This is a genomic window from Streptomyces hygroscopicus, from assembly GCF_026168105.1.
Classification (GTDB): Bacteria; Actinomycetota; Actinomycetes; order Streptomycetales; family Streptomycetaceae; genus Streptomyces; species Streptomyces hygroscopicus_D.
Genome location: NZ_LBMW01000047.1, coordinates 1 through 18,304, shown reverse-complemented (window position 1 = coordinate 18,304; position 18,304 = coordinate 1). Strand labels below are relative to the sequence as shown.

The window sequence follows — 18,304 nt, the reverse complement described above, 5'->3', positions numbered from 1 at the left end:
TACTGACGCAGATGCCATCGGGAAGTCTGCTGTGGCATCGCATGAGCCGGGTCGTCGGCCGATGGGGGTCGCATGTGCGTTTGCACGGGGGCGCGGTCCGGGTACCGGTCACCCGGGAGGTGGTGACCTGTGGGCCAGTCCCTGACCGATCCGGTCGCCGACGCCGCTGCACCGGCGGAGCTCGCGCTGACCGGGGACCTCGCGCGTCCCGTCCGGCTGACCGTCCCCGACCTGCTGGCCTGGCGCCAGCACCGGGTGCGGGTCGGATTCGAGTGCGCCACCAGCGGCGTACGCCACCACTGGTTCGAGGGCCCGCTGCTGCACGACGTGCTCTCGGCCGCCGGTCCCGCGTTCGATCCCGTCCGGCGCAAGGACCGTCTGCGCTTCCTGATCGCCGTCACGGGCACGGACGGCCACCACGCCCTGTTGTCCTGGGCCGAGATCGATCCGGACTTCGGCGGTGCGCCCGTGCTGCTCGCGGCCGGTATGGACGACATCCCGCTCGCCCGGTCCGGACCCCAGCTCGTGCTGCCGCAGGACCGCTGCGGGGCACGGTACGTCAGCGGCATCAACGCGATACGGGTCGACGGCCGTTACGGGCGCTGGACCTGAACGCCCGGCCGTCGGGGCCGCCGCCCGTTCAAGTCCGGTCGATATGGACGTTCGTCGACTTCACGCGGGCGGTGGCCTCCATCCCGACCTCCAGGCCCAGCTCCTCCACGGCCTCCCGGGTCAGCAGGGAGACCAGACGATGCGGACCCGCCTGGATCTCCACCTGGGCGGCCACGTCACCGAGCTTCACGGCGGTGACGATTCCCGGGAACGCGTTGCGGGCCGAGGTGTACGAGGGGACGTCCTCCTCGCCGGTGCCGCCGCGGGCCAGTTCCACCGAGAACGCGGCCAGGTCCTTGCCGTCGATGACCCGCCGCCCGCTCTCGTCGCGCCGGGTCGCCACCCGGCCCGCGTCCGCCCACCGTCGCGCGGTGTCCGGACTCACCCCCAGCAGCCGGGCGGCCTGGCCGATTGTGTAGGACTGCATGTGCGCCACGATAGGCGTCCGTTCCGGCACCGCCGAACGCGCCCCGGAGGGCCGCCGCGCGCCGGGTCTGCGGAAACCGACATGGCGGATCGCGCGTGCATGGCAGGATTCCACCCCATGGGTGTGTCCTGGACGGTTCGGGGTGCGCGCGCGGCTGCGTTCGCCGCCGTGTGCGTGCTGCTCGCCGTCGGCGGACACGAACTGGCCACGGGCGCCGTTCCACCGGTGTGGGTGGACGCGGCCGGATTCCTGCCCGTGTTCGCCGCCGGCACGGTGCTCGCGGGGCGTGAACGCTCGCTCGCCGGCATATCCGTCGCGATGCTCGTCGTGCAGGGCGGGCTCCATCTCGCCTTCGACGCGGCCGGGCCGCCAGACATGCCGATGCACATGCCGGGGATGCCGCCCGGCATGCACATGGCTTCCCAGCCGCACGCGATGACCTCCCACGCCATCGCCGTGCACCTGGCCGCCGCCCTGCTCGCCTCCTGGTGCCTGCGGCGCGGCGAGGCTTCCCTGTGGTCGCTGCTGCGCAAGGCGGTCGCCTTCGTCCCGGGCCTCGCCGCCTGGTGGCACACGGCGCCGTTGCCCGCGTACAACAGGCCCCCGCGCCCGGACGCTCCCCGGCGCCGCCCCCTGCGGCAGGCGCTGCTCCGGCACGCCCTGTCCCGGCGCGGACCGCCCCGGCTCGTCTCGTACACGAACTGAACCCCCCGAATATCGAGCACGAGTACGGAGCTTCCCCAGTCATGTCCCCGATGCCTTCCACCCTGCGCCGCGCAGGCACCCTCGTCGCCCTCACCGCCGTCGGTGTCCTCACCGCGGCGGGTACGGCCTTCGCACACGTCACCGTCCATCCGGAGAGTTACGCCAAGGGCGCCACGGACGGGGTGCTGACCTTCCGGGTCCCCAACGAGGAGGACACCGCCGCCACCACCAAGGTGCAGGTCTTCCTGCCCACCGACCACCCGGTCCTGGGCGTCCTTGTCTCCCCGCGGGACGGCTGGGACGCGCAGGTGACCACCACCAAGCTCAAGACCCCGATCAAGACCGACGACGGCACCATCACCGACGCGGTCTCCGAGATCACCTGGACCGGCGGCCGTATCCGTCACGGCCAGTACGAGGACTTCGACGTCGCCTTCGGCCAGCTCCCCGACGACACCGACCAGTTGACCTTCAAGGCGCTGCAGACCTACTCCGACGGCAACGTCGTCCGCTGGATCGAGGAGTCCAAGCAGGGCGGAGCCGAGCCGCAGAACCCGGCCCCCGTCGTCCGGCTGACCGCCAAGGGCACGGCGGAGGGCGGCGGTTCGGCGGCGGCCCCCTCCGGAGCCGCGGACAAGCCGAGCGGCTCGTCCTCGACGGACTCCTCGGCGAAGGCCTCGGCCGGCAGTGACTCCACCGCCCGCGGGCTCGGCATCGCCGGCCTGGTCGCCGGCGCTCTGGGTCTGGGGGCCGCGGGCTTCGTGATCGCCCGCGGCCGTACCGGTACGTCCGCCTCCGAGTGATCTGATCCCGTCCCGCCGGGTCAACTCCCCTCGGCGGGACGGGGAGCCCAACGCTCCTCGACCTTGGCCGGCCGCCGGTACGCGAGGGCGGCGGCCCATACGACCACGAACAGCCCGACGATGATGAAGCCCACGTTGTCCAGGTCGAAGCCCTGCACCGGTCCGGACCACTCGCCGTCTCCGATCTCGCGGTGGCGACCGGCATGAACGCCCCGGCCGTCTCGCAGGCGCTGCGGCTGTAGCGGACGGCCGAGGTGGTCACGGGCGAGAGGGAAGGGGCGGAGCGTGCGCTACCGGGTGATCGACCCGGTGGTCCTGGAGGTGCCGAACCAGGTGACGTGACGAGCCGTCACCGCGCTCGATCGTTCTCGCGCGGCAGACGGATGTCCTGGCTCGACAGCGTCACCGGCGACGGCGTGAAGGCGCGCAGCCGGATGCGGGCGCCCTTCCTGGGCAGGTCCCAGTGGCCGCCCGGCGGCTGGAGCCGGTAGGTGGCCGTCGCGTGGCCGGGGACGGACGCGGGACCGCCGAGGATCGTCCAGTAAAGGCCCATGCCCTGACCGGTGGTCACCGTGAAGTGCGGTTCGAGGGGCGAGTCGCCCGGGTTGCTCACGCGGACCGTGAGCGTGTTGAGGGTCGTCGCTGTCCGGGAGGCGCCGACGGCCTGCATGTGCAGCGGCGGCCCACCGGTCGCCGCCACGGCCGCGGCCGCCAGTGACGGGGCCAGCAGGGCCGCGGCCAGCACCGTACGGGCCGTGCGCCGCCCGTGCAGCAGACGGGGCTGCCAGGCGTTGGCGAACGCACTCGGCGGCACGGTGACGGCGGCCGCCACCCACAGCGGGGTCATCAGCAGGTAGTAGCCGTCCTGCGAGCGGGTGGCGAGGAAGAACGCGCACCAGGGCAGCACCGTCGCGGCCGGGCCCAGTCGGCGTACGAAGAACACGAACACCGCCAGCAGGCCCGCCGCGAGGAGCATGCTCGCGTGCGAGTACCAGGACAGGCGGTCGCTTCCGTCGGTGAAGTAGAGCGAGATGTCGACCAGGCCCTGGCCGTGGATCACCGCCCCCTGGGTGAGCGGCAGCGCGATACCGGCGATCCAGGTGCGCGGCTCGGTGACGACGAAGTACGCGTTGATGAGCAGCCAGGTGCCGGCGGCTGTGCCGGCGATCCGCCCCACGGCGACCGCGGCCCCCCGCGCCCCCACCTCCCCTCGCCGCAGGGCGTACACCCCGGCGAGCAGGAACGGCGTCAGGAACCAGGGCAGCTGCTGGCTGGCACAGGCCGCGCCCAGACAGGCGGCCCGCGCCCAGTCGGCCCGTCCCCCCGTGCCCATGCGCGTCCAGCGCATCACCACGGGGATGAGGAAGGCCAGCGCGACGACCGCCGGATAGCCGAGGCGGGCGTAGGCCGGGATCATGCCGAAGCCCAGGCACACCATGGTGGCCGCCGAGCGCCACGGCACGGGCAGCATCCTCCACATGGCGACCGTGCCCGCGGCGAGCGCAGTCGTGGTGACCAGCGTGGTAGGCAGCGCGGTGTGGCCGAGCCACAGCAGCGGCGCCGTCAGTATCGCGAGCAGCGGCGGGTAGCCGTAGGTGAAGTCGTAGCCGCCGGTCACCGTCGCCGTGTACGGGATGTTTCCGCCGAACAGCCAGGGCCACGGCTGCCCGTACATCGGGCGGCCGTCGAGCAACTGGTGGGCGGCCTGCGTGGTGAGGATCGACTCGTCGTTGAAATCGTGGGCGACAGCGACCGCGCAGTACACGAGCGTGACCGCCGTGACCAGCACGACCAGATCCAGGCGGGCCAGCGAGCGGCTGCGCCGCACCACCAGTGTGAGCACCCCGGTGACCAGGATCGACGCGTAGCAGACGGAGATGATCGCGGCGATCGTCAGCCGGCTGCTGGCGGCGATGGACCACACCGAGCGTGTGCCGATGAACAGACTGATGTCCGCGAGCAGCGTCACGATGCGATGCCACTGTGCGGGGACCTGCTCCGGCTCGCCCCGCGCCGGGACCTGGCGCGCCCATCGGCCGCTTGTCGACTGCCTCACTTCTGCCAACTGCACCAGCGGAACGTAGCTGGGCAGCATGAACGGCCGCCCCCTGGAAGGGAAGGTTCCGGTGCGCGAGAGGTTAGGGCCGGGTGTACGGGAGGCGCCGGTGGGCGTGCACGCGGGCACGCCCTGGTGACAGGCGGGCGCGCCTAGTAGACGTCACGCACGTATCGCTTCTCCGCCGCCAGCTGCTTCACATACGCGGTCGCCTCCGCCTCGCTCAGGCCGCCGTGCAGGGCCGCGACGTCCCGCAGTGCCCGGTCGACGTCCTTGGCCATGCGGGAGGCGTCCCCGCAGACGTACAGCCGGGCGCCGTCCTGCAGCCAGTGCCACAGTTCCGGGCCGTGCTCGCGCATCCGGTCCTGGACATAGACCTTGGCCCGCTGGTCGCGGGAGAAGGCGGTGTCCAGCCGGGTGAGGACACCCTCCTGGCGCAGCGCCGTCAGCTCCTCCTCGTAGTAGAAGTCGGTGGCGCGGTGCTGTTCGCCGAAGAACAGCCAGTTCGGGGCCCTGTGCCCCAGTTCGCGGCGTTCCTGGAGGAAGCCGATGAACGGCGCGACACCGGTGCCGGGGCCGACCATCACCATCGGCGTCGTTCCGTCCGCCGGCGGACGGAAGTTCGGGGAGCGCTGCACATGGACCGGTACGGGCGTGTCCGGTTCCGCGTCGGCGAGGAAGCTGCCGCAGACCCCTGCCCGCGCTTGCCCGCGGGGACCCTCGTACCGCACCACGGACACCGTCAGCGACACCCCGTGCGGGTCGACGAGCGGACTCGAGGAGATCGAGTACAGGCGCGGCTGAAGCCGCTTGAGCACCCCGGCCCACTCCGCGGCCGAAGCCCGCACGGAATGCTCGGCCGCCACGTCGACGGCCTGCCGTCCCCAGCACCAGCGTGCCAGCCCGTCCTTGTTGTCCGGCCGCAGCAGTTGACGCAGCTCGCGGTCGTCCCGGGTACGTTCCGCGACGAAGCGCAGGAGGTCCGGGGTGATCCGGGTGATGTCGAGGTGCCGGAGCAGAGCCTCGCCGAAGGGGACTTCGCCGAGGCCCCTGACCTCGACGGGGGCGGCGCGGTCGATTCCCGTCACCTGCAGCCACTCCTCCACCGGGGCCGCGGAGTTGACCGGGAGCACCCCGAGCGCGTCCCCGGCTTCGTACACGAGGCCCGTCCCGCTCGTGTCGAAGGTGAACCGGCGCACCTCCTTGCCCGCGCCGGGCAGGCTGAGCAGCCGGTTGCCGGTGAGGCGGGTGGCCGTCGGTCCCGGTTTCCCGCTCCCGGGCGCCGCCGGGGACGGTGCCTGGGCGCCGCCGAGCGTGGTGAGGACGTGGTCGAGCCAGGCGCCCGCCGACGGCTCGTAGTCGGGTTCGCAGTCCGTGCGCGGCGCCAGACGCACCCCGCCCAGCTCGTGCAGCCGTGCGTCCAGCCGACGCCCGTGCCCGCAGAAGTCGTCGTACGAGGAGTCGCCCAAGGCCAGCACGGCATAGCGCACGCCGTCCAGCCGGGGCGCCCCCTGGCCGGACAGGTCGCTCCAGAAGCCGGAGCCGTTGTCCGGGGCGTCGCCGTCGCCGAACGTACTGGTGATCAGCAGCAGATCGGCGCCGCGCGGAAGTTCACGGACGTCGACCTCGTCCATGCCGACCAGGGTGGCGCGGTGACCGGTCGCGGTGAGCCGCTGCGCTACCGCCGTCGCGAAGTCCTCCGCGTTGCCCGTCTGCGAGGCCCACAGCACGACGACCTCCCGGCCGGACCGCTCGGGCGGCGCGCCCCCGGTCCTGGAGTACATGCCGGCGAGGACGCCGTTGACCCACAGGGCGTGCTCCGTGCTGAAGGGGGCGTCCGGCGGCAGCACGGGCACGCCCGGGGCGCCCGAGCCGAGACCCGCGAGGAATCCGGCCAGATACTGGCGCTCCTGGGCGGACAGCACCGGGGGCGGGGCGGGGGCGAGACCGAAGGGGTCGCCGGCCGGCGTCGGGGATCCCGGCGCGACGGCTGCGAGGGGCGCCTCGGCCGCCACGGTGCTCCCGGCCACGGGCGCGGGCTCCGCCACCTTCGCCAGCGCCACCGCGCACGCCTTGAACTCCGGCTGGAAGGACACCGGGTCGACCGCGTCGCTGGTCACCGCGTTGACGCTCAGATACTCCCCGAACAGGTCGTTCCAGTGGAACGGCGCGAAACAGCACCCCGGCCGCACTCGGTCCGTCACCACCGCGGGCAGCACGGCCCGTCCGCGCCGCGAGGCGACCTCGACCCGGTCGCCGTCCGCGACGCCGAGCGCGGCGGCGTCCTCGGGGTGCACCTCCACGAACGGCCCCGGATCGAGCCTGTTGAGCTTGGCGACCTTTCCCGTCTTCGTCAGCGTGTGCCACTGGTGCGGCAGCCGCCCGGTGTTGAGGAGGAACGGGAAGTCGTCGTCCGGCAGCTCGGCGGGCGGAAGATGGGGGCGTGCATGGAACACCGCACGGCCGCTCGGGGTGGGGAACGACGGCCCTCCCGGGGGCCCCGCGGACGAGCCCGCGTCGACGTACCGGATCGGATTGCGCGCCGGACCGTCCTCCCGCGCGGCCGGCCACTGCACGGGCCCCGTCCGCAGCCGCTCGTACGTCACACCCCGCAGATCCCAGCCGGTCTTCGGGTTCCACGCCCGCCTGATCTCCTCGAAGACCTCCTCCGCGCTGTCGTACGAGAACCCCTCCGCATACCCCATCTCCCGCGCGACGGCCGCGATCAGCCGCCAGTCGGCCATCGCCTCGCCCGGCGGGTCCAGCGCGGGCCGGGCGAGGGTGAGCCCTCGCTCGCTGTTGACGAGGACGCCCTCCGCCTCCGCCCACAGCGCGCCGGGCAGGACGACATCGGCGTACGCGTTGGTCTCCGTCTCGGTGAACACGTCCTGGGTGAGGACGAACTCGGCCGCCTCCAGGCCCTCGATGACGGTCTTCCGGTTCGCCACCGAGGCGACGGGATTGGTGCACATGATCCAGCACGCCTTGATGTGCCCGTCCGCCATCCTCCGGAACATCTCCACCGTGCCGCGCCCGACCCCGTCCGCCCGTATCGTCCCGGGCGCCAGCCCCCACAGCTCCTCGGCGAACGCCCGCTCCTCGTCGACGAGCACGGATCGCTGACCCGGCAGCCCGGGCCCCATGTAGCCCATCTCGCGCCCGCCCATGGCGTTGGGCTGCCCCGTGAGCGAGAACGGCCCGCTGCCCGGGCGGCAGATGGCTCCGGTCGCCAGATGCAGATTGACGAGCGCGTTGGTGTTCCAGGTGCCGTGCGTGGACTGGTTGAGCCCCATGGTCCAGCAGCTCGTCCACTCCTTCGCCTCGCCGATGAGCCGCGCCGCTTCCCGGATGTCGTCCTCGGCGAGACCGGTGATCCGGGCCACCTCCGCGGGCGGGTAGTCGGCCAGGAAGGCGGGCATCGTCTCCCAGCCCTCGGTGTGCCGGGCGATGAAGTCGGCGTCCGTGTGCCCGTTCTCGTACAGCAGGTGCAGCAGTCCGTTGAGCAGGGCGAGATCGGTCCCGGGCCGGACCTGCAGGAACAGGTCGGCCTTCGCCGCGGTCGCGGTGCGCCGCGGATCGACGACGATCAGCCGGGCACCCGCCTTGACCCGGTCCAGCAGCCGCAGGAAGAGGATCGGATGGCAGTCGGCCATGTTCGAGCCGATGACCAGGAAGACGTCCGCCAGGTCCAGGTCGTCGTACGACCCGGGCGGCCCGTCGGCCCCCAGCGACAGCTTGTAACCGGCGCCCGCGCTCGCCATGCACAGTCGTGAGTTGGACTCGATCTGATTGGTCCGTACGAAGCCTTTGGCCAGCTTGTTCGCCAGGTACTGCGCCTCCAGGCTCAGCTGCCCCGACACATAGAACGCGACGGCGTCCGGGCCGTGCTCGTCCACGATCGCACGCAGCCGTCGCGCCGCCTCGCGGACGGCCGCGTCGACGGGCGCGGGCACCGGCTCCTCGCCCCGGTCCTCACGGACCAGGGCCGTGGTCAGCCGCCCGGGAGCGGCGAGCATGTCCGCGGTGGTCGCCCCCTTGGTGCAGAGCCGGCCGCGGTTGGCCGGGTGCTCCTTGTCGCCGGACGCCTTCAGGACACGGCGGCGGCCGTCGGGTCCGGTCGTGACATCGAGCACGATCCCGCAGCCGACGCCGCAGTACGAGCAGACGGTCCGTATGTGCTGCGTTCCGAGGCCCGTGGTCATGCCGACGACCGTACGAAGGGTCCGTTACGCCGATGTCACACGTCTTGATCTTGGGTAGTTACACGCACTGCACAGAGGACGTGCGGGCGGTGTGAGGAGGGGGTGCGCGAGGGCGGTACGCGAGCGATGCGGTCCGGACGAAGTGGGGGCCGGGGAGGTCGCGGTCCGTGTCGCTGTTGGGCCGAACGGGTGACCATGCGTAAGAATTGGCCGGTGCAGACAATAAGTGCGAGCCAGCGCGGGGAGGGCCGGTGAACGGCCACGATGTCACCGACGAACAGTGGGAAGGGCTCGCTCAGGTCGTTCCGTTGCGAGGCCGGGACGCCTGGCCGTCCGCGGTCGGTCACCGGGCGATACCCGAGGCCGCGACCGAGGCGCGGCGCCGTTTCGTGGTCCTGCGGATCAATGTGTTCGCGGACGCCCGTGAGGTCGCCGAGACACTGATGGCGGGGGTGCCCGTGCTGCTCGACCTCACCGGCGCCGAGACCGACGTCGCCAAGAGGGTGCTGGACTTCAGCACCGGGGTGGTCTTCGGCCTCGCCAGCGGGATGCACCGGGTCGACCGCAACGTCTTCCTGCTGACACCGCGGGGGACCGAGGTGCAGGGCCTGATGGAAGGGCCGGGGGTTCCCGGCGTCTGAGTCACGGCCGGACGGCCCGGTCGCCCGATCGTGGGAAGGGGCCGGGGGCGGAACGGTTCGCCCGTCGGCGCGGACCTACGGTCCCGGTATGACCGTGTCACCTGCGTTGCCCCTGCCGGACCAGGCGCGCCGCACGGACCCCCGGCCCGACCGGCCGTGCGTCACCGAGCTGAGGCTGTCGGCGTTCGCCGGGCATCGGCGGGCCGGGTTCACGCTGGGACCGTTGACGCTCTTCACGGGACCGAGCGGCTCGGGCAAGTCCCGGGCGCTGCAGGCGTACGAGGCACTGGCGCGGCTCGGGGCCGGCGTGGACCTGGCGGAGGCGTTCGGGGATCCGGTGTCCTGCGTGCCCGAGGGGGCGCGGCCCGACGCCCAGCGGCGGCGCGGCTTCCGCATCGGCTGCACGGCCGACGGCCCCCAGGGACCCGTCCGGCTCGACGTCGCCGTCCAGGCCGAGCCCGAACTGCGCATCGTGGGCGAGCGTTTGACATCCGGCGGACTGGTCCTGCTGGAGACGGCGTTGCGCGACCCCCAGCGTGCGGTGGTGCAGGCGGCCTGGCACACGGCAGGCTCCGCTCCGGTGACCCGGGGGCCGCTCCCTGACGACCGCCTCGGCACCGCGTTGCTGCCGCTGCGGGTGGCAGGCACGACGGACGGCCAGCGCCGGGTGCTGGCCGCGGCCGAGCAGATGGTGGTCGCCCTGCGCTCGGTCTTCGTCTGCGACCCGGGCCCCCGCTGGATGCGCGCCCCGGTCCCGCTGGGCGCGGGCCGGCTGCTCCGGGGCTGCGACAACCTCGCGGAGGTGCTCTGGCGTACGCGCGCGGAGTGCGGCCGACGGCATGCGCTGCTGGCCGCGGCGGTCGGGGCCGGGTGCGCGGGCCGGGTCGTGGACCTGCTGTCGGAGCGGCTCGACGACGGCACGGTCCGCGCACTGCTCGACCGGGGAGACGGGCTGCTCACGCCGTTGGGGTTGCTGGGCGACGGCGAACTGCGCTATGTGGCCCTGGCCCTCGTCCTGCTCACCGGCCCGGGCGTCCTCGCGGTCGACCCCGTGGGGGAGGTGCCCGCGGCGCTGCAGACGCTCACGGTGCTCGTGGACGGCTTCGACCGCTGTATGGACCGGCGGCAGGCGCGGGAACTGCTGGAGCTCGCGGCGCGGATGTGCCAGCGGGGCCACATCAGGCTGGTGGGCGCGGTGAGCGAGGTGTCCTGGGCGGCGGGGGTGGACGGGGTGACGGTGGTAGACCTGAGCCCGTGACAGAAGAACCTGGGCGGCGGCAGGACCTGGACGTGGCGCGGCTGCAGCGCCGGCTCGCGGACTTCGCCGCGGCGCGCGACTGGGGGCCCTACCACACCCCCAAGAATCTGGTGGCGGCGCTCAGCGTGGAGGCGTCCGAACTGGTCGAGGTCTTCCAGTGGTTGACGCCGGAGGAGTCGGCCCGGGTGATGGACGACCCGGACACGGCCCACCGGGTGACCGACGAGGTCGCGGACGTGCTCGCGTATCTCCTCCAGTTGTGCGAGGTGCTGGGCATCGACGTGCTGGCGGCTCTGGACGCGAAGATCGACCGCAACGAGGAGAGGTTCCCGGCGCCGGGTCCGGAATGAGGCGGTGCTGTCCCCGTGGCAGTGGAACGCGGTGGGGCGGCGGTGGTTCACAGAACCCCGTCGTCACTCTCCGGAGTTGCGGAGTTGTCCCCACCTCCCTGGTTGTCCACAGATTTCGGGCTAGCTCTGGCTTTTCGTCCCGTCAGCATTCACTCTGGGTAGTGGACAACGGAGTTCGGGCAGACGTGCGGGAGCGCGTCGGGACAGAGCGGGGGCAGCGCATGGATGCGGTGCGGCTCATCGTGACGAGCAGGCGTGCCCTGGCGGGGAGCGAGGACGGGCCGAGGATCATGACGGAGGCGTGGCAGGCGTACGCACTGGCGCAGGCCATCGGCAGCCGGCTGGCGGTCTCGGGCCCGCCCGAACTGCGCGGCGAGGCACTGGGGTTGACGGAGCTGGCGGGCAGGGGCTGCGGTGTCCTGGACACGCCGTCCATCGATGTGGCCGACCTGCGCGCCGCCCAGCTGACGGAGCTGGGGGACGCCCGCAGGGCGCTCCTCGACCTCGGGGCACTCCTCGTGGAGCTGGGCATGGCCCTCGTCGCGGTCGCGAGCGCGGCCGGCGACGAGGGCACCTACTGGCAGTGCATGGAGGCGATCGACGCGGCGGACGAATCCAGGGACCGGGTCAGAGAGATGCTGCGCAGACTCGCGGCGCGGGACGGCGAGATACGGGAGCGGGACAGGGCGGCGGGCTGACGTCCCGCCGCCCTCACCCGCATGCTTTCACGCAGCCCGGCCAACGGCCGTTCCGGCCACTCCCGCCGCCCGGCGGCTACGCCAGATGCGGCATGACTTCCGCGGCGACCAGTTCCAGGTGGTCCAGGTCGTCGAGGTCCAGGACCTGGAGGTAGACCCGCTGCGACCCGGCTTCCCGGTACCGGCCCAGCTTCTCCACGACCTCCGCGGGCGACCCGGCAAGGCCGTTCGCCTTCAGCTCGTCGACCTCCCGTCCGATGGCGTCGGCCCGACGCTTCACTTCGGCGTCCGTCCTTCCGGCGCAGAGGACAAGGGCGTTGGAGTATACGAGGTCGTCGTCCTTGCGGCCGTGCTGTTCGGCGGCGGCACGGACTCGCGCGAACTGCGCCTCCGTGTCCGCGATGGACGCGAACGGGATGTTGAACTCGTCCGCGTACCGGGCCGCGAGCTCCGGGGTGCGCTTCGCGCCATGGCCGCCGACGATGACGGGCACCTTCGACTGCGCCGGCTTCGGCAAGGCCGGGGAGTCCTGGAGCCGGTAGTACTTACCGTTGAAGGTGAACCGCTCGCCCACGGGGGTGTTCCACAGGCCCGTCACGATGGCGAGCTGCTCCTCCAGCCGTCCGAACTTCTCCTTGGGGAACGGGATGCCGTACGCCCTGTGCTCCTCCTCGTACCACCCGGAGCCGAGTCCCAGCTCGACCCGTCCGCCGGACATCTGGTCCACCTGGGCCACCTGAATCGCGAGGACGCCCGGCAGGCGGAACGTTCCCGCTGTCATGAGCGTGCCGAGCCGGATCCTGCTCGTCTCCCGGGCGAGCCCGGCGAGCGTGATCCACGCGTCCGTCGGCCCCGGGAGGCCGTCCACGTTGCCCATGTGCAAGTAGTGATCAGAACGGAAGAACGCCCCGTAGTTGAGGTCTTCAGCGGCCCTGGCGACGCGGAGCAGCGTCTCGTAGGCCGCACCCTGCTGCGGTTCTGTGAAGACTCGAAGATCCATGCATCCATCATGCATGTCCGCACCGGCGCGCCGGGCAACACGGCCCGGACGACGGGCCCCGTCGACGGGAGCACGGCCCGCCCATGCGAAATCCGGTGGTCGCGGCTGCCCCGGGGCCGGGAGACTCGGAACATGTTCCTGACGATCGGTACCACCGGTACACCCGAGCGCCCCGCCACCGACCTGGGCTTCCTGCTGCACAAGCACCCCGGCAAGGCGCAGGCGTTCTCGACCTCCTACGGCACCGCGCACGTCCTCTACCCCGAGGCGGACGCCGAGCGCTGCACGGCGGCGCTGCTGCTGGAGGTCGACGCGGTGGCACTGGTCCGGCGCGGCAGGGGAAAGGGCCGGGGTGGCGCCCCCGACGCGGCGCTCGCGCAGTACGTCAACGACCGCCCGTACGCGGCCTCCTCCCTGCTGGCGGTGGCGCTGAGCAATGTGTTCTCCAGCGCGATGCGGGGTGTGTGCAATGCGCTGCCCGAGCGCGCCGAACAGCCGCTGCCGCTGCGCATCGAGGTACCGGCGCTGCCCGCCCGAGGCGGCCCGGACCTCGTACGTCGTCTCTTCGAACCCCTCGGCTGGACGGTCACCGCCGAACCGGTCGCGCTCGACGCCGAGTTCCCGGAGTGGGGCGACTCGCGGTATGTGCGCCTGGTCCTGGAGTCGGAGGCGCTGCCCCTGGCGCCTGCCCTGCGACACCTGTACGTGCTGCTCCCCGTCCTCGACGACGCCAAGCACTACTGGGTCTCCTCCGACGAGGTCGACAAGCTGCTGCGGGCCGGTGAGGGATGGCTGCCCGACCACCCCGAGCAGAAGCTGATCACCAGTCGGTATCTGTCGCGCCGCTGGTCGCTGACCCGGCAGGCGATGCAGCGGCTGGAACTGGTGCGGCTCGCGGAGGCGGACGACAGCGAGGTCGAGGAGATCGACAACGCGGTCGAGGCGGAGACCGGGACGGACGAGAAGCCGACCCCGCTCGCCGTGCAGCGCAGGGACGCGATCATCGCGGCGCTCAAGGAGTCCGGGGCCGCCCGGGTGCTCGATCTCGGCTGCGGACAGGGGCAGTTGGTGCAGGCACTGCTGAAGGACGCGCGGTTCACCGAGATCGTGGGTGTGGACGTGTCGATGCGGGCGCTGACCATCGCCTCCCGGCGGCTGAAGCTGGACCGCATGGGGGAGCGGCAGGCCTCCCGTGTCACGCTCGTCCAGGGCTCGCTCGCGTATACCGACAGCCGTCTCAAGGGGTACGACGCCGCGGTGCTCAGCGAGGTCGTCGAGCACCTCGACCTGCCCCGGCTGCCCGCCCTGGAGTTCGCGGTGTTCGGCTCGGCCCGCCCCCGCACGGTGCTCGTGACGACCCCGAACGTCGAGTACAACGTGTGCTGGGAGACCCTCCCCGCCGGACACGCACGGCACGGCGACCACCGCTTCGAGTGGACGCGGGAGGAGTTCCGTGCCTGGGCCGGGACGGTGGCCGAACGGTTCGGCTACGAGGCGGAGTTCCGGCCGGTGGGACCGCAGGACCCGGAACTGGGTCCGCCGACGCAGATGGCCGTGTTCACGATGAAGACCATGGAAACCATGAAGACCACGAACGAGCACAACGAGAAGGAGGTGACAGCGGCATGAGGGAGACCCAGGAAGAAAACCGGGAGACAGAGCACGAGACCGGGGTCACCCGGGAAGAGACCCGGGTGACCCGGGAGGAGACGCGGGCGACCCGGGACGAGGACCGGCAGCCCCGGAACCAGAACCGGCCGGTGCGGGCGCGCACCCTGCCCGTCACCGACCTCTCCCTCGTTGTCCTGATCGGCGCGTCGGGGTCCGGCAAGTCGACCTTCGCGCGCCGGCACTTCAAGCCTACCGAGGTCATCTCCTCCGACTTCTGCCGCGGTGTGGTCTCCGACGACGAGAACGACCAGAGCGCCACCCGGGACGCCTTCGACGTCCTGCACTACATCGCCGGCAAGCGCCTGGCGGCCGGACGCCGTACCGTCGTCGACGCGACGAGCGTGCAGCAGGATGCCCGTCGGCAGCTGATCGAGCTGGCCAAGCGGTACGACGTGCTGCCCATCGCCATCGTGCTCGACGTGCCGGAGGAGGTGTGCGCCGAGCGCAACGCGGCCCGTACCGACCGGGCGGACATGCCGCGCCGGGTGATCCAGCGCCACACGCGCGAACTCCGGCGCTCGCTCAGGCACCTGGAGCGCGAGGGGTTCCGCAAGGTGCACGTCCTGCGAGGCGTGGAGGAGGTCGAGAACGCGACGGTCGTCACCGAGAAGCGCTTCAACGACCTGACCCACCTCACCGGCCCCTTCGACATCATCGGCGACATCCACGGATGCTCGTCCGAACTGGAGGTCCTGCTGGCCAAGTTGGGATACGCCGATGGCGTACACCCGGAAGGCCGAACGGCCGTGTTCGTCGGTGACCTGGTCGACCGCGGCCCGGACAGCCCCGGCGTGCTGCGCCGTGTGATGTCGATGGTGGCGTCGGGCAACGCGCTGTGCGTGCCCGGCAACCACGAGAACAAGTACGGGCGTTACCTCAAGGGCCGCAAGGTCCAGCACACCCATGGACTCGCCGAGACCATCGAGCAGATGGAGGGCGAGAGCGAGGAGTTCAGGCGGCGGGTACGGGAGTTCATCGACGGACTCGTCAGTCACTACGTCCTCGACGGTGGCCGGCTGGTCGTCTGCCACGCCGGACTGCCCGAGAAGTACCACGGCCGGACTTCGGGCCGAGTGCGCTCGCACGCCCTGTACGGCGACACGACGGGGGAGACGGACGAGTTCGGCCTTCCGGTGCGCTACCCGTGGGCGGAGGACTACCGGGGGCGGGCAGCGATCGTCTACGGTCACACCCCCGTCCCGCAGGCCACCTGGCTGAACAACACCGTCTGCCTCGACACGGGTGCCGTCTTCGGCGGCAGGCTGACCGCGCTGCGCTGGCCGGAGCGGGAGCTGGTCGACGTACCGGCCGAGCGGGTCTGGTACGAGCCGGCGAGGCCGCTGCGGGCACAGGCGCCGGGCGGGCACGACGGCCGGCCGCTGGACCTCGCCGACGTCCACGGCCGCAGGGTGGTGGAGACCCGGCAGGCGGGACGGATCTCGGTCCGCGAGGAGAACGCCGCGGCGGCCCTGGAGGTCATGAGCCGCTTCGCGGTGGATCCCCGGCTGCTGCCGTATCTGCCGCCCACCATGGCGCCGACCGCGACCTCGCGCGTCGAGTCCCACGGCACGGCCGCCGCCGGCGGCTTCCTGGAGCATCCGGCCGAAGCCTTCGAGCAGTACAAGCAGGACGGGGTCGCCCGGGTCGTGTGCGAGGAGAAGCACATGGGGTCGCGGGCGGTTGCCCTGGTGTGCCGGGACGCGGAGGCGGCACGCGAGCGGTTCGGTGTCGAGGGCCCGACGGGATCGCTGTACACGCGCACCGGCCGTCCCTTCTTCGACGACGCCTCGGTCACCGAGGAGATCCTCGGCCGGCTGCGGCCGGCGATCGGCGCCGCGGGCCTGTGGGAGGAGTTGGAGACCGACTGGCTGCTGCTGGACGCCGAGCTGATGCCGTGGTCGCTGAAGGCGTCCGGGCTGCTGCGCGGTCAGTACGCGGCGGTGGGCGCGGCGTCCGGCGCGGTGTTCCCGGGGGCGCTGACCGCGCTGGAGGGCGCGGCGGCGCGGGGCGTCGACGTGACGGAACTGCTGACGCGCCAGCGGGAACGGGCGTCGGACGCCGCCGCGTTCACGGCGGCGTACCGCCGCTACTGCTGGACGACGGACGGTCTGGACGGGGTCCGTCTGGCGCCCTTCCAGATCCTGGCGGTGCGCGGTCGCAGCCTTGCCGCCGTGCCCCATGACGAGCAGCTCGCCCTGATCGACCGCATGGTCGAACACGATGCAAGCGGACTGCTGCAGACGACGCGGCGCCTGTTCGTGGACACCGGCGACGCCGAGTCCGTACAGGCCGGTGTCGACTGGTGGCTGGAGATGACCGGGCGCGGCGGCGAGGGCATGGTCGTCAAGCCGCTCGGCGCGCTGGTCCGCGACCCGCGGGACCGACTGGTCCAGCCCGGCATCAAGTGCCGGGGCCGCGAGTACCTGCGGATCATCTACGGTCCCGAGTACACGCGCCCGGACAACCTCGCCCGGCTCCGTCGGAGGTTCCTCAACCACAAGCGCTCGCTGGCGATACGGGAGTACGCGCTCGGCCTCGAGGCGCTGGACCGCCTCGCGGACGGCGAACCGCTGTGGCGGGTGCACGAGGCGGTGTTCGGAGTGCTGGCCCTGGAGTCCGAGCCGGTGGACCCCCGACTGTGACGGAACCGTACTCCTCGAGTTCGACGTCCCCGTGAACGATCAGGCTTGAGGAGTACCGCAGTGCGGATCTGCATCAGCACTGCTGACCGCTCACGGGGCTCAGCCCACCAGCCGCAACCGCTCCTGGCACACCCCCACCCGGACGGTCTGTCCCCAGGTCAGTTCCAGCGCGTCCCTCTCCATTCCGTCGCCGAAGGCGATCAGCCGTTCCGACTCGACGGTCAGGCGCAGGGACGCCGGGGCCCTGAGCTCGCCCGCCACCAGGGATGTTCCGGTGGCGGGCGAGGGCCAGGCCTCGCGGACGAACCAGAGCAGGCGGTCCTGCGCGGGGCCGGGGAGCGGGAGGGCGCTGCCGCGTTCCCTCCACACCGACCGCAGCCAGCCGGTGGCCCCCGTCCCCGTGCCCACCAGGACTCCGGACGAGGCCTGGGCCTCGACGACACCCTCGTCGCCGTCGAGGCCCAGGCGATAGCGGGCCGTCTGGTGACCGGCCGCCCCCAGATAGATCTCATTGAGAGCGACGAGCCGCTGGGTGTCGTCGGCGGCCGCCTCCACCATGGTGAGTTCGTCGACGCCGGTGCCCCGCTCGAGCACGGCCGGCAGCAGGGCCGCCGCGTCCTTCGGCCGGTGCCGCACCAGCACCCCGGGATTGCGCCCGGGGTCCGCGTCGATGCCCACCACCGGCTGTCCCGCGAGGTACTTGGCGGTGTTCGCCACGAGCCCGTCCTGCCCCACCACGACCACCACGTCCTGCGGCATGAACAGGAACCTGTCCAGGTCGGCCCGCTCCACCCGCGCCTGACGCCAGGTCAACGGCACCGCGGCGGCCACCTCGGCCAGCGCCCCGCGCGCACGCCGGTGCCGTACCGCCACCTCCTCGATGTCCCGGCCGCGGGAGGACAGGAAGAAGGCCGCCTGGCCGTGGGTGCCGTGCCGGGCCACCAACTCCTCGTACTCCGTGGTGCGGTGGACCAGCACGGCCCGTGGCGCGAGACTCACACCGGCTCCCGCGAGGCCCCGCCCAGCCGGGCCAGCAGCCCGGTGAGCACATCCGGCGACACGGTCACGCTGTCGATCCGCGGCAGATTCTCCGCGAGCCGCGTCCCGGTCAGTGCGTGCAGCGTCGCCAAGTCGACGTCCGCGTGCACCCGCAGCCACGCCGCCTGCGCCTGCGCCCGCGCCTCGCCGACCTCCCGCGCGGCCCGCGCCTCGGCCTCACCGAGCGCCACGGCGCGCGCG

General features: G+C 72.2%; 14 protein-coding genes and 2 pseudogenes. 9 read left to right on the top strand and 7 right to left on the bottom strand.

The window, feature by feature from the left end:
• The first annotated feature begins 129 nt into the window (after positions 1-129).
• The gene (locus AAW14_RS31720; RefSeq protein WP_265567880.1) at positions 130-612 is read left to right on the top strand and encodes a molybdopterin-dependent oxidoreductase; all 483 of its coding nucleotides are present in this window, start codon (positions 130-132) and stop codon (positions 610-612) included.
• 28 nt (positions 613-640) lie between these two features.
• Here AAW14_RS31720 and AAW14_RS31715 read toward each other — a convergent pair whose 3' ends face one another.
• A complete protein-coding gene (locus tag AAW14_RS31715; RefSeq protein ID WP_265567879.1) occupies positions 641-1,039 on the bottom strand; it encodes a TOBE domain-containing protein in 399 nt (132 codons plus the stop codon).
• A gap of 99 nt (positions 1,040-1,138) precedes the next feature.
• Here AAW14_RS31715 and AAW14_RS31710 point away from each other — a divergent pair, with 99 nt between their 5' ends.
• Both AAW14_RS31710 and AAW14_RS31705 read left to right on the top strand, forming a co-directional pair.
• Positions 1,139-1,744, top strand: a complete 606-nt coding sequence (locus AAW14_RS31710; protein WP_265567878.1) for a hypothetical protein — start codon at positions 1,139-1,141, stop codon at positions 1,742-1,744.
• Positions 1,745-1,785: 41 nt separating this feature from the next.
• A complete protein-coding gene (locus tag AAW14_RS31705) occupies positions 1,786-2,547 on the top strand; it encodes a YcnI family protein (protein WP_265567877.1) in 762 nt (253 codons plus the stop codon).
• 20 nt (positions 2,548-2,567) lie between these two features.
• Here the strand turns inward: AAW14_RS31705 and AAW14_RS31700 are convergent.
• The 3 genes and pseudogenes from AAW14_RS31700 to AAW14_RS31685 all read right to left on the bottom strand — a co-directional run.
• Positions 2,568-2,702: pseudogene (locus AAW14_RS31700) on the bottom strand (HoxN/HupN/NixA family nickel/cobalt transporter); the annotation flags it as partial.
• A 194-nt stretch (positions 2,703-2,896) separates the two neighbouring features.
• Positions 2,897-4,642: a hypothetical protein gene (locus tag AAW14_RS31690; RefSeq protein WP_265567876.1), complete on the bottom strand. Its 1,746-nt coding sequence runs from the start codon at positions 4,640-4,642 to the stop codon at positions 2,897-2,899.
• Positions 4,643-4,755: 113 nt separating this feature from the next.
• Complete coding sequence (locus AAW14_RS31685; protein ID WP_265567875.1) at positions 4,756-8,805, bottom strand: bifunctional nitrate reductase/sulfite reductase flavoprotein subunit alpha; 4,050 nt, start codon at positions 8,803-8,805, stop codon at positions 4,756-4,758.
• 251 nt (positions 8,806-9,056) lie between these two features.
• Between AAW14_RS31685 and AAW14_RS31680 the strand changes: the two genes are divergently transcribed.
• The 4 genes from AAW14_RS31680 (at position 9,057) to AAW14_RS31665 (ending at position 11,752) form a co-directional block, all read left to right on the top strand.
• Positions 9,057-9,446 (top strand): cell division protein SepF, encoded by a 390-nt coding sequence (locus AAW14_RS31680; RefSeq protein WP_265567874.1) that lies wholly within the window; start codon positions 9,057-9,059, stop codon positions 9,444-9,446.
• Between the two features lie 88 nt (positions 9,447-9,534).
• Positions 9,535-10,704, top strand: a complete 1,170-nt coding sequence (locus AAW14_RS31675; RefSeq protein WP_265567873.1) for an ATP-binding protein — start codon at positions 9,535-9,537, stop codon at positions 10,702-10,704.
• Positions 10,701-11,054: a nucleotide pyrophosphohydrolase gene (locus AAW14_RS31670; protein ID WP_265567872.1), complete on the top strand. Its 354-nt coding sequence runs from the start codon at positions 10,701-10,703 to the stop codon at positions 11,052-11,054. The genes AAW14_RS31675 and AAW14_RS31670 overlap by 4 nt, the downstream gene beginning before the upstream one ends.
• Positions 11,055-11,275: 221 nt before the next feature.
• Complete coding sequence (locus AAW14_RS31665; protein WP_265567915.1) at positions 11,276-11,752, top strand: DUF6099 family protein; 477 nt, start codon at positions 11,276-11,278, stop codon at positions 11,750-11,752.
• A 76-nt stretch (positions 11,753-11,828) separates the two neighbouring features.
• On the opposite strand, the gene AAW14_RS31660 is transcribed toward AAW14_RS31665, so the two are convergent.
• Complete coding sequence (locus tag AAW14_RS31660) at positions 11,829-12,752, bottom strand: LLM class F420-dependent oxidoreductase (protein WP_265567871.1); 924 nt, start codon at positions 12,750-12,752, stop codon at positions 11,829-11,831.
• A gap of 132 nt (positions 12,753-12,884) precedes the next feature.
• On the opposite strand from AAW14_RS31660, the gene AAW14_RS31655 reads away from it, so the two are divergent.
• Positions 12,885-14,381, top strand: a complete 1,497-nt coding sequence (locus AAW14_RS31655; RefSeq protein ID WP_265567870.1) for a 3' terminal RNA ribose 2'-O-methyltransferase Hen1 — start codon at positions 12,885-12,887, stop codon at positions 14,379-14,381.
• A 131-nt stretch (positions 14,382-14,512) separates the two neighbouring features.
• The gene (locus AAW14_RS31650; protein WP_265567914.1) at positions 14,513-17,065 is read left to right on the top strand and encodes a polynucleotide kinase-phosphatase; all 2,553 of its coding nucleotides are present in this window, start codon (positions 14,513-14,515) and stop codon (positions 17,063-17,065) included.
• Positions 17,066-17,164: 99 nt separating this feature from the next.
• Here AAW14_RS31650 and AAW14_RS31645 read toward each other — a convergent pair whose 3' ends face one another.
• Positions 17,165-18,064 carry a hypothetical protein gene (locus tag AAW14_RS31645; protein ID WP_265567869.1) on the bottom strand — a complete coding sequence of 300 codons (900 nt, stop codon included), beginning with the start codon at positions 18,062-18,064 and terminating at the stop codon, positions 17,165-17,167.
• A pseudogene (locus tag AAW14_RS31640) lies at positions 18,061-18,304 on the bottom strand (SPFH domain-containing protein); the annotation flags it as partial. The pseudogene AAW14_RS31640 and the gene AAW14_RS31645, both read right to left, overlap by 4 nt.

Bases quoted from the DNA above. Each gene is read 5' to 3' on its own strand.
- AAW14_RS31715 (WP_265567879.1), bottom strand. From the start codon at position 1,039: ATGCAGTCCTACACAATCGGCCAGGCCGCCCGGCTGCTGGGGGTGAGT.
- AAW14_RS31710 (WP_265567878.1), top strand. From the start codon at position 1,139: ATGGCAGGATTCCACCCCATGGGTGTGTCCTGGACGGTTCGGGGTGCG.
- AAW14_RS31705 (WP_265567877.1), top strand. From the start codon at position 1,786: ATGTCCCCGATGCCTTCCACCCTGCGCCGCGCAGGCACCCTCGTCGCC.
- AAW14_RS31690 (WP_265567876.1), bottom strand. From the start codon at position 4,642: ATGCTGCCCAGCTACGTTCCGCTGGTGCAGTTGGCAGAAGTGAGGCAG.
- AAW14_RS31685 (WP_265567875.1), bottom strand. From the start codon at position 8,805: ATGACCACGGGCCTCGGAACGCAGCACATACGGACCGTCTGCTCGTAC.
- AAW14_RS31675 (WP_265567873.1), top strand. From the start codon at position 9,535: ATGACCGTGTCACCTGCGTTGCCCCTGCCGGACCAGGCGCGCCGCACG.
- AAW14_RS31665 (WP_265567915.1), top strand. From the start codon at position 11,276: ATGGATGCGGTGCGGCTCATCGTGACGAGCAGGCGTGCCCTGGCGGGG.
- AAW14_RS31660 (WP_265567871.1), bottom strand. From the start codon at position 12,752: ATGGATCTTCGAGTCTTCACAGAACCGCAGCAGGGTGCGGCCTACGAG.
- AAW14_RS31655 (WP_265567870.1), top strand. From the start codon at position 12,885: ATGTTCCTGACGATCGGTACCACCGGTACACCCGAGCGCCCCGCCACC.